This window comes from Bacteriovorax sp. BSW11_IV (assembly GCF_000447755.1).
Classification (GTDB): domain Bacteria; phylum Bdellovibrionota; class Bacteriovoracia; order Bacteriovoracales; family Bacteriovoracaceae; genus BSW11-IV.
This window is the reverse complement of record NZ_AUNE01000057.1, coordinates 36,764-49,803: the sequence shown is the minus strand read 5'-3', so window position 1 is coordinate 49,803 and position 13,040 is coordinate 36,764. Positions and strand designations below refer to the sequence as shown.

General features: G+C 37.6%; 15 protein-coding genes. 10 read left to right on the top strand and 5 right to left on the bottom strand.

All coding sequences use genetic code 11. From position 1 onward, the window contains the following. The coding region (locus M899_RS16560) for a hypothetical protein (protein ID WP_034730097.1) at nt 1–263 on the bottom strand (263 nt) is incomplete at its 3' end. Nucleotides 264–347: 84 nt separating this feature from the next. Between M899_RS16560 and deoC the strand changes: the two genes are divergently transcribed. After that, nucleotides 348–1,013, top strand: a complete 666-nt coding sequence (gene deoC, locus M899_RS16555; protein ID WP_021272616.1) for a deoxyribose-phosphate aldolase — start codon at nt 348–350, stop codon at nt 1,011–1,013. Here the strand turns inward: deoC and M899_RS16550 are convergent. Together M899_RS16550 and M899_RS16545 are read right to left on the bottom strand one after the other, a co-directional pair. Beyond that, on the bottom strand, nt 1,010–2,044 hold the full coding sequence (locus M899_RS16550; RefSeq protein WP_021272633.1) for a CpaF family protein: 1,035 nt from the start codon (nt 2,042–2,044) through the stop codon (nt 1,010–1,012). The two genes, deoC and M899_RS16550, sit on opposite strands and share 4 nt — an antisense overlap. A gap of 6 nt (nt 2,045–2,050) precedes the next feature. Then, on the bottom strand, nt 2,051–2,674 hold the full coding sequence (locus tag M899_RS16545) for a hypothetical protein (RefSeq protein ID WP_155897251.1): 624 nt from the start codon (nt 2,672–2,674) through the stop codon (nt 2,051–2,053). Nucleotides 2,675–2,843: 169 nt separating this feature from the next. Between M899_RS16545 and M899_RS16540 the strand changes: the two genes are divergently transcribed. After that, nucleotides 2,844–3,338, top strand: a complete 495-nt coding sequence (locus M899_RS16540) for a hypothetical protein (protein ID WP_021272605.1) — start codon at nt 2,844–2,846, stop codon at nt 3,336–3,338. Continuing rightward, nucleotides 3,335–3,721, top strand: coding sequence for a hypothetical protein (locus tag M899_RS16535; protein ID WP_021272641.1), 387 nt, complete (start codon nt 3,335–3,337; stop codon nt 3,719–3,721). Before M899_RS16540 ends, M899_RS16535 begins: the two co-directional genes overlap by 4 nt. 2 nt (nt 3,722–3,723) lie before the next feature. On the opposite strand, the gene M899_RS16530 is transcribed toward M899_RS16535, so the two are convergent. Both M899_RS16530 and M899_RS16525 read right to left on the bottom strand, forming a co-directional pair. Then, on the bottom strand, nt 3,724–4,116 hold the full coding sequence (locus M899_RS16530) for a hypothetical protein (protein ID WP_021272636.1): 393 nt from the start codon (nt 4,114–4,116) through the stop codon (nt 3,724–3,726). A 37-nt stretch (nt 4,117–4,153) separates the two neighbouring features. Next, nucleotides 4,154–5,875: a DUF6178 family protein gene (locus tag M899_RS16525; protein WP_021272599.1), complete on the bottom strand. Its 1,722-nt coding sequence runs from the start codon at nt 5,873–5,875 to the stop codon at nt 4,154–4,156. Nucleotides 5,876–6,053: 178 nt separating this feature from the next. On the opposite strand from M899_RS16525, the gene M899_RS16520 reads away from it, so the two are divergent. From M899_RS16520 to ccoN, 7 genes are all read left to right on the top strand, one after another. Then, nucleotides 6,054–6,359: a hypothetical protein gene (locus M899_RS16520; protein WP_021272621.1), complete on the top strand. Its 306-nt coding sequence runs from the start codon at nt 6,054–6,056 to the stop codon at nt 6,357–6,359. Between the two features lie 197 nt (nt 6,360–6,556). Further along, on the top strand, nt 6,557–7,273 hold the full coding sequence (locus tag M899_RS16515) for a Crp/Fnr family transcriptional regulator (RefSeq protein WP_021272632.1): 717 nt from the start codon (nt 6,557–6,559) through the stop codon (nt 7,271–7,273). A gap of 73 nt (nt 7,274–7,346) precedes the next feature. After that, a complete protein-coding gene (locus M899_RS16510; protein ID WP_021272635.1) occupies nt 7,347–7,721 on the top strand; it encodes a Crp/Fnr family transcriptional regulator in 375 nt (124 codons plus the stop codon). Nucleotides 7,722–7,823: 102 nt separating this feature from the next. Beyond that, nucleotides 7,824–8,273, top strand: a complete 450-nt coding sequence (locus tag M899_RS16505) for a universal stress protein (RefSeq protein ID WP_021272592.1) — start codon at nt 7,824–7,826, stop codon at nt 8,271–8,273. Further along, complete coding sequence (locus M899_RS16500) at nt 8,274–10,688, top strand: heavy metal translocating P-type ATPase (RefSeq protein ID WP_021272612.1); 2,415 nt, start codon at nt 8,274–8,276, stop codon at nt 10,686–10,688. Next, nucleotides 10,688–10,882, top strand: coding sequence for a cbb3-type cytochrome oxidase assembly protein CcoS (ccoS, locus tag M899_RS16495; RefSeq protein ID WP_034730092.1), 195 nt, complete (start codon nt 10,688–10,690; stop codon nt 10,880–10,882). The genes M899_RS16500 and ccoS overlap by 1 nt, the downstream gene beginning before the upstream one ends. Further along, nucleotides 10,879–13,038: a cytochrome-c oxidase, cbb3-type subunit I gene (ccoN, locus tag M899_RS16490; protein WP_021272638.1), complete on the top strand. Its 2,160-nt coding sequence runs from the start codon at nt 10,879–10,881 to the stop codon at nt 13,036–13,038. The genes ccoS and ccoN overlap by 4 nt, the downstream gene beginning before the upstream one ends. Nucleotides 13,039–13,040 lie beyond the last annotated feature (2 nt).

The following is a 13,040-nucleotide window of genomic DNA, read 5'->3' as shown; positions in this document are numbered from 1 at the left end:
TGAATCATCTTCTGATAATAAACATAAATAACCGACATCCCGACAATAATAAGGGCCAACAAAATAGAAAGTGTTAAAATAATAACCCATGAATTTGTATCGATGGGGTGCTTATCCTCCAACTTATATTTAAGGACAAACTGAGTCATGGCATCTTGAAAACGTAGATAACTATCAAGATAAAGATAGTAACTAACTCCAAGGGCCACAATAGTAAGAATAAGAATAAATAACGGTCGGTTAAACCACTTTAATTTTTGCATGAAACCTCTTTCATTAAGCTATCACTAAATGGCCCTTTTCACAAAATTTGAACTTTGATATGGTTTTAGGCAGTTGGAGGAACAATGCAACAAATTAATAAAATGATCGACCATACTCTTTTAAAACCGGAAGCTTCGACAGAGCAAATTATTAAATTATGCGAAGAAGCAAAAAAATATGACTTTGCCTCTGTTTGTATCAACCCAGGACAGGTCAAGCTAGCAAAAGAACAACTTCAAGGCTCAACGGTTATGGTCTGTACAGTAATTGGTTTTCCTCTCGGCGCCAATACCTCTTCAGTAAAAGCATTTGAAACAACTGAGGCCATAAAAGATGGGGCCGATGAAATTGATATGGTCATCAATATTGGTGCATTGAAAGAAGGACTTGATGAGTTAGTCTTCAACGATATTTTGGCCGTTACAAAGGCCGCCGAGGGAAAAACAGTTAAAGTTATTTTTGAAACTTGCCTTTTAACAAAAGAAGAAATTGTCAAAGCGTGCCAGTTAAGTGAAAAAGCTGGTGCCCATTTTGTTAAAACATCAACAGGCTTCTCAACAGGTGGAGCAACTGTAGAAGATGTAAAGCTGATGAAAGAAAGTGTGAGTCGTCACATTGAAGTAAAGGCCTCTGGTGGAGTTCGTTCACTAAATGACGCTCAACAGATGATCAGTGTTGGGGCCACACGTCTTGGAACAAGTAGTGGTGTGGCCATTATGAATGGTCTCGTCTCTAATAGCTCTTATTAATTACTAAAAAATGCTAAGGGCAGACCACCAGCTTTATGGAGTCTGTCCATTTTCTGAGGAGAAAGTCCTGTCATCGCAAGCTTACCATCTTCGTAGCGTCCTATGACTTGGCTTGTGATATTTTCTCCTTCCATCCCAGTGATTTCTCTAATTTCGCCAACAACTCGATTGCCTTCGCGATCACGAGTAAGCTGAATAACAAAATCAACTGCGCTAACAAGCTGTCTTCTGATTACGGGAATAGGAACTTCAAATCCGGCCATTAGAAATAGTGTTTCTACTCGTTGAAAGCATTCAGCAGGAGAGCTTGCGTGAATAGAAGTCATAGAACCGTCGTGACCAGTATTCATGGCCTGCATAAGATCGAATAATTCGCCACCGCGAACCTCTCCGATAATGACGCGATCAGGGCGCATTCTCAAAGTGTTTTTAACGAGATCTCGTGTGGAGATATTAGCAGAAGAGCCGACTCTTGAGCCCGCTTCTAAACGGACAACATTAGGCCTATTAATCGATAACTCTAATGTATCTTCAATTGTTACCACACGCTCGGCCGTATTCAACTCACCCAGAAGAAGATTCATAAATGTTGTCTTTCCAACCCCTGTTCCTCCAGAGATAAGAAGATTCATTTTTGAAGAAATAATGGCCTTCATAAACTCAACCCATTTTGGACCTAGGCCAAAAACATTGGGATCATTTTGAAATGAAGCGATATGCTTTAAATACTTTCTAATAGAAATCGCAGGAGCACCATAGCTAAAAGGTTCAACAATGGCATTTATCCTACTTCCATCAGGTAGGTTTCCATCGAGAATAGGATTGTCTTGATTGCATTGTCTTTTGTTAAATCTTGCGACTTCGTCAATGAAGTCGTACATGTCTTTCTTGGTTAAGCGAACATTTAATTGAATAAACTGCCCTGCTCTTTCGACAAAAACAGTAGAGGGTCCGTTGATGACAATCTCTGTGATTCCTTTTTTATTTTCTAAATCTTTAACCAACTGCCACACAGAGTTTTGCGCTTCCATAATGCCTCATACATTAAGTGGAGATAGAAAATCCACTTCGTTAATTGAAGAACTATAAGACAATAAACTGTCTACCAGATTCTTTCTTTGATTAAGTTCTAAATGTGTGTAAATCTCGATGAGATCATGACCTTGATCGAGAAGAAACCCAAGTTTGTCTGATCCGATAAATGAAATCAGATGTTGCAATGTAATGAATAAATAATCTATTTGTAGTACGCGTGAGCGCACCTTTTTAATTAAAACCAATGTTTCATCTAAATTAGTAAGAGCATTACCATTCATCGAAATATGTGATCTCGCGGCCTCAATACTCCACATTTTATAATAAAACCCCAGCAAGAAAGCACGACCATGACCAGCTATAAAAAAGCTGCTTAAATGATCTTCAAAAGCTTGAATTTCTCCAGTTAACTTAACATCACCATTAAGCGGATACTCTCCCCTAAGAGCTCTTTCTATATACATTGAAGCAAGTTTTGAAATATAGACTTTCCATCCTTGGGCCTTAATCTCACGCTCTAAAATAAATTGATTATCATCTTTACCACTCATTCTCTTTGCAAGGGCCAAGAGTCCTGGTCTGTCATAAAAAAACTTTTGAACTATTCCCAAGTCTTTTTGTGACATTTGAAAATTTAGCTTTAAAAGATAACTAAATTCATCGGGTAAATTTATAAACGGATAAGATATCACGACTGTCCTTGGTTTTTAAAACTTCTTTAATTTTAATGAATTTCGCCACTAGGAACAAGTAGATAGAATTGGTGCTACAGGAAAATCGTATTATAATTAAGCTATGAAAGTACCAAGTATAGAAGAACTGAAAATTGAAAAATTTGAACTAACTGACCTTATAGCTCAACTAAAAAAGAAAGTGGGGACAGGTCCTTTATTCATCAAGCTCGATAGAAAAACTTATAATGAAGCGACTAAGATTGTAGATCAACTCTCAAAGGCCTTAAGTGCCCTGCGAGTAGACCCACACTTTCCTTATCCAATATACATCATTACGGAACATGATATTATCATGAGCCCTTTTTCAATTTTCTCTGATGAAGAGCAATTACCCAATCACTTTAAGATCAAAAGTAATCGCCTAAAAAATAAAGAAATTTCACTGCTTCAAAAAAGTACGATTCTTGCAAAAAGAGTGAGTAATCACAATATTGAAGACATAACAAATGATCTCAATATCGCCGTAAATAATCAAAGGGCATTAAGAGATCTGGTAAAAGAAAATCTCTACTATGAAAAGATGTTAAAGAACCTCGAAAAAGAGAAAAGAAAATGAATAAAAAAGTTGTTAAAAGACTTGATTCAGACAAAATGGCAGAACTCAAAGGCTTTGAAGATGTAATGGATCTCATTCTTGATGAAAATGAAAAAGTCGAAGAGAAAAAAAGAAAAAGAGAAAGCGACAAACTTGGCGAAGACCATGAGATTTTCAACTTTCTCGAATTTGAAGTAGAAAGACAAAAAAGAATTGATCGCTTTTATGCAGTCAAGGCCCCCAATAAAATTAAACATGATCAAAGTGATAAGATGGTAGAAAAGGAAGTGGAGCATCGCTTTCACTTAAAAAATAAACTCGTACTTGCCATGATGGAAACAGACTCAAATCTTATCCAAAATTTATCTCTACTTTTCAAGCACGGGTTTGGGCTAAAAAAATAATATTAGTCCCATCCAATAACATCTAGCCCTTTTTCTCTTAAACACCTATTCACATAGGCCTGTTTTAGACGATCAGGGGCCACAGCTCCAGAAGCAGCACCAGCTGCACCACCAATGGCAGCACCACTTAATAAACCTTCTAACCAATCTCCCCTAATAATCCCAGAAACGACACCAACGGCGCCTCCAACAGCAGCTCCTTTGGAAGCAGTTCCTAAAATCTTTTTAGCTTTAGGGGATTCCATAAAGTCATCTCCTTCTTTCATACAATTTTCAATTTGCTGATTCGCACTCTCTTTGCCCATGGCCTTGTAGCGTGCATTTGGATAGAGCACTGGTTTTGAAGAACAGCCACTCAAATGGAAAAGTGTCATCAATAAAAGAAGTTTTTTCATTCTTTTATTATGATGACACTTTGAATTTTAATCAATCTTAAAGGACATTCAATATAATTGGACCACCTACGTGACGGTACTCATTTTGGTCAAGTTCATGATAATCATAGCCCTCTAAGTGATCCTTAAGGATATCTTTTAGATAAAGATCAAATCCCTCAACAGTATCAAGGCCATATGTTTTTGAGAAAGTCACTATAGTCTGCCCAAGCTTATCAGTAAGCATCAGCTCACCTTCTTTAGAGATAACTTCATTAACAAATTTTTTGAATTCATCAATAGTCAGCCCCATTTTTTGACCTGAAGTTTTTTCGTAAGTACCTAAAAGGTGATTTGCAAAACTTGAAATAATCACGGCCTCAAAGTCGATACTATCAACAGTGTAATTTAGATAGAACCCATCTGATAACTTCCCTTCGTTTACGAGAATTTTGAAGGCCTCATTAAATTTGGAGATAAAAGGTGCCATTGCGCAGAATAACTTTGCCGTATGATGCCATTTATCAAAACTATCATAAGTTGTTAGGGCCACAGGTTTTTCATTTCTTCCGTATTTTGAAAAAAGAATTTGTTCCCCAAAAGTATTGTCAAGGAAATCAGAAAAAAATGGTCCAACGAAATTTTCATTATCGTTTTCAAGATTATTTCTATGAAGGGACTTTTTAATTTCTTTTAGGACAAGAGATTGAAGTGAATTACCAATTTTATAGATATCTGTGAATTCAAAATAATCAAATAAAGACTCTTCACCTGAAACACTTAAAAGGCCATTAGGCTTGGCAAAGTCTTGAAGATAAGAAAATCCAAGAAGAATCTTATTGCGAGTTTTAGTTCCAACCTTTGACATGGCCACAGAACCATTTTTGAGAGCATTATCAAGAGTTGTCGTAGCATTCACTAGTTTTACAAAGTTGAAGTGTAAAAATTGAAATCTCTTATCTGAAACAACTTTATTAAGCTCACTTTGTAAGCTCTCCATACCTTTTTCAAAGGCCACAATTGAAGTGCTGTGAAGAGTTTGCTCTTTTGCAACTGAGTCAACTTCACCAGTAAATGATTTTTTTGATTTTACGTAATGTTCAATGTGAGAATAGCTTGGAAAGGCGTTTTCAACTTCTAGAGCATCGTAGTAATCGACAAAACCATAATCAATGAGAAATTGTTTTTTGAAGTTGTACTCTTCTTCTTGCAATACAAGATAATCTTCTGAAATAAATTTCAGAAGATGCGCATAGGCCTTCTCTACTCCATAATCAGTATAAAGGTCGCGTACGAGTTTTCTCACTTCATTTACATAAGTGCACTCATCATCAAATTCAAACAATAGAAGATTATCTTCAGTTAAAAAGTAATTATCGTGATCAGGATATTGAGGGTCTTCAGTATCAAAAGTCCAAACATTGAACCTTGCCTTTAGAAAAAGTCCAAACTCCATGCTTTTTGCGAATTCAAAACGAATCTCATCATCTTCACTAAGCGCGTGCGCCACAACCCATTGGGGAAAGTGTGCAAGATCGATATCATCTTTTTGCCACAGATCGATGTCGCAAAAGACTTTGCGCTGCTCACTTGAGAGTAGAGATAAACTCGTTGAAACTTTATCGAGGGGAAGTCCCTTCATAACAAGATACAGAGGCTGTAAAGGAAAGTGCTTCAGATCTTGACCTGTCGTAAGCGCATTCTCGATTAGCTCAATAGAGGTATACGCCTTAGACTCAGCGAGTATATTTTCAATAACATTTAATGCTTTCTTATTCATTATATCCCTTTTGCAGAAACCGATTATTTATCACTTTTTACTAGGTAATAAAATGGGGTCATTTTTTGAAATGACAACCCTAAAGTAATTTCAAACACTTAAAAACACACACAAGATTCATTTACTTCACGGTGCAGCAATGATAAATACCCCGCACAACACAAACAGGAAACAATTCATGAAACTTTCAACTCTTGCGGCCGTAGCAATGATCTACGCTTCACAATCCTTAGCTTTTTGGAATTCGCATAAAGTTAAACTCTCTTGCGAACAACTGGCCCTAAGTGCCCAATGCATTATCGAAAATTTAGTGGAAAAAGAAGTCCAGTGCGAAATTCAATTGAGGGTAACGACAGTCCTTGGTCATAAACTCGTTAAGAAAAAAACTATGCAGCTTGAGTCATTAGGATCGCAGTCGATATCAATTCTCTCTGATCATGCAGATCCCATTCTCACTATAAGAACTAAAGTGAACTGCCAATAGAATTTCTCAAAAATTAGTTTTGACCCATTTTCTTTGCGAATGAGTCCGAATATCATAGAGAAATCTTAATAATTATAATAATCTTCATAAGAAGGTGACATAGGTCATGTTTTATTCAATGACCTATGTTACATTGATAGTACGTAAAATTTAGAATATCTTGGGCCAATTGCCCTTATATTTAGGAACAAAAGAGTATGAAACATTCTAGAGAGAGTAATGCTTGTCAAAATTGTCCTTCTCGTGGAGAGGGGATCTTCTGTGATCTTGAGAATATGGAACTTCAAGATATTTCAGAGCACAAAGTAACGAACCTTTATAAAAAAGGACAAACTCTCTTCGTGCAAGGTAACCACCCATTTGGTCTTTATTGCATCAGTAGTGGGAATATCAAAGTCACAAAAACAGGACCTGATGGAAAAGAATCAATCGTTCGTATTGTTACGGGCGGAGATGTGCTTGGGCACAGAAGTCTTTTCACAAATGAATACTACACTGCAACTGCGACTGCTTTAGAAGACAGTAGAGTTTGCTTTATCGACAAGAAGTATATTCTTAAAGTCATTCAAGATAAGCCTTCAGTTGCTTTAAACGTCATCAACAAACTAAGCCGAGACATGGGTGCTGCTGAATCAAAGTTAACTTCACTACACCAAAAAAATGTTCGTGAAAGACTGGCCGAACTTCTCCTTCTTCTTAAAGAAAGCCATGGCATCGATCTTGGTGGTGGACGCTTTAAGCTAGATATCAAACTAACTCGTGAAGAAATGGCCACAATGATCGGAACGGCCAACGAGACTCTCATTCGCTTTATTTCAGAGTTCAAAGATGAGCAAATGATTGAACAAGATGGTAAAACTATTATCATTTCAGACGAAGAAAAGCTTATCGAATGGGCCAATCTCAACTACTAATATCTAAGAAAAAATTTTAAAAAAGCTTACTTAGATCATATTTGTATTAGAACATTTCCATTAAATTGAAAGCATGAGAAAGCTTGAAAATGGAAATGTTCTTACCCTTGATAAAAACACCGTTGATGAAATTTCATCACATGCGGATGTTCATACCTACCCTCTTCAATCGAACCTCTACTATGAAGGCCAGATTCCAGTTGTAGGATATCTCTTACTAGAGGGTCACATTCAACTTCTAAAAAATAAAAAAGTTAAATCAGTTCTAAGCAAAGGAACATTGCTAGGTGTTCACGAGCTTATGACAAATTCACCTGCACAGTATAGCGCTCAGATTCTTCCAAATACTAAAGTTTGCTTCCTAGACAAGTCGACTATTCTTGAGTTTATCCACGAACATGACACTGAAGACGTAGGAGACCTCTTTAAGAAATTAATGATATCTTAAGAGCTTCTTAACCAATATCTCTGAGAAAATTGATCTAAGTCATGTTTTTTCGACTCCCGAAATTCTAAAATAAACACATATTTATTAACAAAGGAATGTGCCATGAAAAACATTGTAATCTGTGCCTCTTTGAACGATGACAGTTTAAATTTATTAAAACTATTAAAAGGAAATGATCTCTTAAAAGATGCGAAACTCCATTTCGTACATTGCTTTGAAATTCAAATTTATACTTCAGACTTTTCTCCCTATATTTTTCCAACAGAAGATACTTACCCTGAAATTGAAAAATCAACTGAAGCTATTTTGAAAAATGTTGCAAAAGAAGTTTGTACTGAAACTCAGTTTAAAAATGCTGACTTCAAGTGCTTTTTCTCTCACTCTCCAAAAGAAAAAATTAGAGAATATTTAAAAGAAGAAAAGGCCGATCTTGTCGTTGTTGCGACAAGAGGAAAACATGGAATCGAAGGACTTTTCTCAAGCTCTTTCGCAGAACATTTACTAAAATATTCTCCATGTGACATTCACGTTCTAAGACCTGTGGAGAAGTAATTGGAAAAGACAATGGCCTTGCAAAAAATTCACTGTACTCACTGTGATGAATTGACTGCTAACCCTATCTTCAATGTTGAAGATTCCGAGCGAGGCACACCATTTTGCTGTAATGGGTGCAAGGCCGTGTATAATCTTTTGAACGAAAAAGGATTAGAAGAGTATTATGAAATAAAAGATAATTCTGATTCTAAAAAACGCTCATCTCCGGTCAAAGAAGTAGATGATAAGTTTACTTACTTAGATGATCCGGAATTTCAAAAAGATTTTTGTAAAAATGAAAATGGCCAAGTCAGTGCTTCTTTCTACCTAGAAGGAGTTCACTGCTTGGCCTGTCTTTGGCTCGTAGAAAAAACACCAGAATTTATTGATGGAGTAAATAAGGCCCGACTCGATCTAGGAAAAAGTGTTGCCGACTTTGTTGTAAGCGACAAAGTTAAACTCTCTCAAGTGGCCAGTGAAATTTCACGTTTTGGCTATACTCCTCACCCACTAAAAAAAGGTGAAGAAGTCGAAAAACTAAAACAAAAAGAAGAAAGAACAAATCTATTAAAAATTGGGATTGCAGGAGCGTGTGCAGGGAACACGATGCTCTACTCAGTAGGCTTATATGCTGGTGCAGATGGACTTTTCGCAAAATCTTTCGAATATATTGCCTTTATTTTTACTATCCCTGTGATGTTTTATAGTGCATCTCCATTTTATAAAGGAACAATCCACTCTTTAAAACGTAAACTCTTATCAATTGATGTCCCCATTGCATTTGCCTTGTGGGTTGCATTTGTTGCAAGTGTTTATCACCTCATTATTGGCTCGGGAAAAGTATATTTTGATCTCATCAATACTCTTGTATTTCTAATGCTCCTTTCACGCTATTTTATGAAAAAAGCATCTGAGAGTGGTTTGTCATCTGATGGACTTTCACACTTTTTTCAAAGCACTAATGTCCTTAGAAAAAAAGAAAGCGGTGAATTTGAAACTATTCATGCCAAGTATATTAAAAAAGGCGACATTCTAAAAATTATGCCTGGTGAAACATTCTGTGTTGATGGAGAAATTATTGAAGGCTCTAGCTATATCAACACATCTGTCTTAACTGGTGAGTCCCACCCCGTAAAGGCCAATATTTCACATAAAGTCTACTCAGGCTCTGTAAATCAAGAGCACCCCCTTCTGATAAAAGTCGAAAAAATGGGCAATGAAACTCGTATGGGAGAAATTCTTAATAATGTAGAAAAATCTCGCAATGAGCGTGCCCCTATCGTGACAAAAGTCGATTTACTTACTAAGTACTTTGTTGGAATCGTACTAGTCCTTGCCATTGCAGTACTTGTCTATTTTGCCATTGCAGGTGAGCTGACTACGGGCTTTAATCGTGCTCTTGCTCTAATTATTATCAGTTGCCCTTGTGCCCTAGGACTAGCCACTCCTTTGGCCATGACAAGATCACTTTCTAAGGCCACAAAGCTTGGGGTAATTGTTAAAAACGAAGCAATTCTAGAGAGCATGTCGCATTTGAACAACCTCGTTATAGATAAAACAGGGACTTTGACTCATGGTCAATTTGAAGTGATTGATGCCAAAGAACTCTCTCAGAAGAGGGCCAGTATTGTTCACTCTCTTGAAAAGAAATCCCACCATCCCATTGCCCAGGCCCTGTGCCGCTATTTGGAAGGTCAATACAATCTCGTAGAAATCGCTTTTGATGATTTCAAAGAACAATTAGGAAAAGGCGTTGTAGGTCAAGTAAACGGCTTTAAATACGAAGTTTGCACAATCAAAGATGAAGATCGCAACAGTAACCAAAAAGTTTTCACCCAAATAGGTCTGTATGAAAATGATGAACTCATTGGCCATTTTATCCTAAGAGATACTCTCAGAGAAGATGCTAAGGCTTCATTAACTGCCCTTCAAAAAATGGGTCTAAGAACAATTATGGCCTCAGGTGACAATCAAGATGTTGTGGCCTATGTGGCCCAAGAATTATCACTTTCGCACGATAATGCTCTAAGTAATATGACTCCAGAAAAAAAGGCCGAACTCATTAATTCATTGGATTCAACAATAATGATTGGTGATGGAGCAAATGATGCCTTGGCCATCAGTCGTGCAGATCTTGGAATTGCTGTAAAAGGAAGCGTTACAGTGAGCCTTAGAGCGGCGGAAGCCTATCTTACGATTTCTGGACTAAAACCTGTTGTTAATCTTGTTGAACTTTCGAAAGAGACCATTAAACTAGTACACAGAAATCTCTTCTTTTCATTGTTGTACAACTTAATCGGAGCTTACGCTGCGGTATTTGGTTACGTCACTCCACTATGGGCGGCGATCTTTATGCCAGCGAGTTCCGTGACGGTATTAATATCGACATTAATTGCAACTAGAAAGATGAGAAAAATGGGTGGAGAGAACTGATGGAGATCATATATTTATTGCTCCCAATTGCATTAATCTTAGGGTGTGTTTTCATAGGGATGTTTGTTTGGGCGACCAAAGAAGGACAGTATGATGACCTTGAAACTCCTGCTCACAGAATGTTGTTAGAAGATAAAAAGTTAGTTGTTAATAAGAACGTAAAATCAGTTAACCGCAAAAAGGAAGATCTATGAGTACTGATGCCTTAGAACAAACAAAGATGGAGAAATTCTCTTACGATGACTCCCTTGTTAAAATGTTTCTAGGTGCGACTGTATTGTGGGGAATCGTTGCACTACTTCTTGGTGTAACTATTGCTTTTCAATTAGCGTACTGGAAACTGAACCTCGACTTGCCGTGGACGACATTCGGTCGACTTCGCCCACTGCACACAAACGCCGCAATTTTCGCCTTTGTTGGGAACGCGATCTTTGCTGGTATTTACTACTCGACTCAAAGACTATGTAAAGCACGTCTTTGGAGTCACATCCTTGGTCGTTTCCATTTTTGGGGATGGCAATTAATTATCGTGGCCGCAGCGCTTACACTTCCATTGGGTTTCACTCAAGGTAAAGAGTATGCCGAACTAATCTGGCCAATTGACGTAGCGATTGCTCTAGTATGGGTTGCCTTTGGTGCAAACTTTCTAGGAACAGTGCTTAAGAGAAGAGAGAAGCATATTTATGTTGCTCTTTGGTTCTACATTGCAACTATCGTTACAGTAGCTGTTCTACACATTGTGAACTCAATTTCACTTCCAGTAGACTTTATGCAATCTTACCCAGTTTATGCTGGTGTTCAAGATGCTCTAGTTCAGTGGTGGTATGGTCACAACGCAGTAGCCTTTTTCCTAACAACTCCATTTCTTGGAATTATGTATTACTTCATTCCAAAAGCGGCCAATAGACCAGTATATTCATATAGACTATCTATCATCCACTTTTGGTCACTAGTATTCATCTATATCTGGGCCGGACCTCACCACTTATTATACTCAGCAGTGCCTGAATGGGTTCAAACAACAGGGATGGTTTTCTCTGTAATGCTTTGGATGCCTTCTTGGGGTGGTATGATCAACGGTCTTCTAACTCTTCGTGGAGTTTGGGATAAAGTTAGAAAAGATCCAGTTCTTAAATTCTTTGCTACTTCTGTAACTTTCTACGGGATGGCAACTTTTGAAGGTCCGCTTCTATCTGTTAAATCAGTAAACTATCTTGGTCACTTCACAGACTGGATTGTTGGACACGTTCACGCAGGAACTATCGGTTGGAACTATATGATGATCGCCGGTATGCTTTATTACCTAGTTCCAAAAATGTACAAGACTGAACTTTACTCGAACAAACTTGCCAATATGCAATTTTGGTCAGCAACAATCGGTCTTCTTCTTTATATGATGTCAATGTGGGTTGCAGGGATCACTCAAGGTCTTATGTGGCGTGCAATTGATGAGACAGGAAAGCTAGTTTACCCGAATTTCATTGAAACAGTTATCAGAATTGTTCCTATGTACTGGGTAAGAGCGATCGGTGGTACATTTGTTCTACTTGGTTTCTTTATCATGGTTTATAACCTTTATAAGACAATCAAGAATGCACCTAAAAATGTAGAAGAAGATGTTTATTTAGCTCCTGTTGCAAATCACGCAGAAGAGCCAAATGCAACAGCTCACAGAAAACTAGAAGGACTACCAGTTCTTTTCACAATCCTAACTACACTTGCAATTCTTGTTGGTGGTGCTGTAGAGATTATCCCTTCACTTGTTTCTAACAAGTTTGTTGAGGCGAATCCTGACATTAAACCATACACTTCTCTAGAAATTGCTGGTCGTGATATTTATATCAAAGAAGGATGTTATGTATGTCACTCACAACATATTCGTCCAACTCCTGAAGAATATCTACGTTATGGTAAACCATCTGAAGCAGCTGATTCAGTTTACGACCGTCCATTCCAGTGGGGTTCAAGAAGAATTGGTCCAGATTTAGCTCGCGTAGGTGGAAAATATAATAATATGTGGCACTACCGTCACATGATTAATCCGCGCGACGTAACTGCTGGCTCAATTATGCCTAACTACCCATGGTTAGTAGCTAATAAAACTCAGTACGACACTCTGACTCGTAAACTTAAAGTAATGAAGGCCCTAGGTGTTCCTTACTCTGAAGAAGAAATTAACAACGCTGCTGAAAACGCAATGAAACAGGCCAATGTTATCGCAAAAGACCTGTCAGCATCTGGTGTTGATATGAGTGTTGAGAATAAAGAAATCGTAGCATTGATTGCTTATCTCCAACGTCTTGGTGTTGATTCTGCACAGAAAAAAGACGACAGCGTTGCTAAGGAGTAATT

What these genes read in the sequence shown, in the direction of transcription:
- deoC (WP_021272616.1), top strand. Translation starts at nt 348, where the DNA reads ATGCAACAAATTAATAAAATGATCGACCATACTCTTTTAAAACCGGAA.
- M899_RS16550 (WP_021272633.1), bottom strand. Translation starts at nt 2,044, where the DNA reads ATGGAAGCGCAAAACTCTGTGTGGCAGTTGGTTAAAGATTTAGAAAAT.
- M899_RS16545 (WP_155897251.1), bottom strand. Translation starts at nt 2,674, where the DNA reads ATGTCACAAAAAGACTTGGGAATAGTTCAAAAGTTTTTTTATGACAGA.
- M899_RS16540 (WP_021272605.1), top strand. Translation starts at nt 2,844, where the DNA reads ATGAAAGTACCAAGTATAGAAGAACTGAAAATTGAAAAATTTGAACTA.
- M899_RS16535 (WP_021272641.1), top strand. Translation starts at nt 3,335, where the DNA reads ATGAATAAAAAAGTTGTTAAAAGACTTGATTCAGACAAAATGGCAGAA.
- M899_RS16530 (WP_021272636.1), bottom strand. Translation starts at nt 4,116, where the DNA reads ATGAAAAAACTTCTTTTATTGATGACACTTTTCCATTTGAGTGGCTGT.
- M899_RS16525 (WP_021272599.1), bottom strand. Translation starts at nt 5,875, where the DNA reads ATGAATAAGAAAGCATTAAATGTTATTGAAAATATACTCGCTGAGTCT.
- M899_RS16520 (WP_021272621.1), top strand. Translation starts at nt 6,054, where the DNA reads ATGAAACTTTCAACTCTTGCGGCCGTAGCAATGATCTACGCTTCACAA.
- M899_RS16515 (WP_021272632.1), top strand. Translation starts at nt 6,557, where the DNA reads ATGAAACATTCTAGAGAGAGTAATGCTTGTCAAAATTGTCCTTCTCGT.
- M899_RS16510 (WP_021272635.1), top strand. Translation starts at nt 7,347, where the DNA reads ATGAGAAAGCTTGAAAATGGAAATGTTCTTACCCTTGATAAAAACACC.
- M899_RS16505 (WP_021272592.1), top strand. Translation starts at nt 7,824, where the DNA reads ATGAAAAACATTGTAATCTGTGCCTCTTTGAACGATGACAGTTTAAAT.
- ccoS (WP_034730092.1), top strand. Translation starts at nt 10,688, where the DNA reads ATGGAGATCATATATTTATTGCTCCCAATTGCATTAATCTTAGGGTGT.
- ccoN (WP_021272638.1), top strand. Translation starts at nt 10,879, where the DNA reads ATGAGTACTGATGCCTTAGAACAAACAAAGATGGAGAAATTCTCTTAC.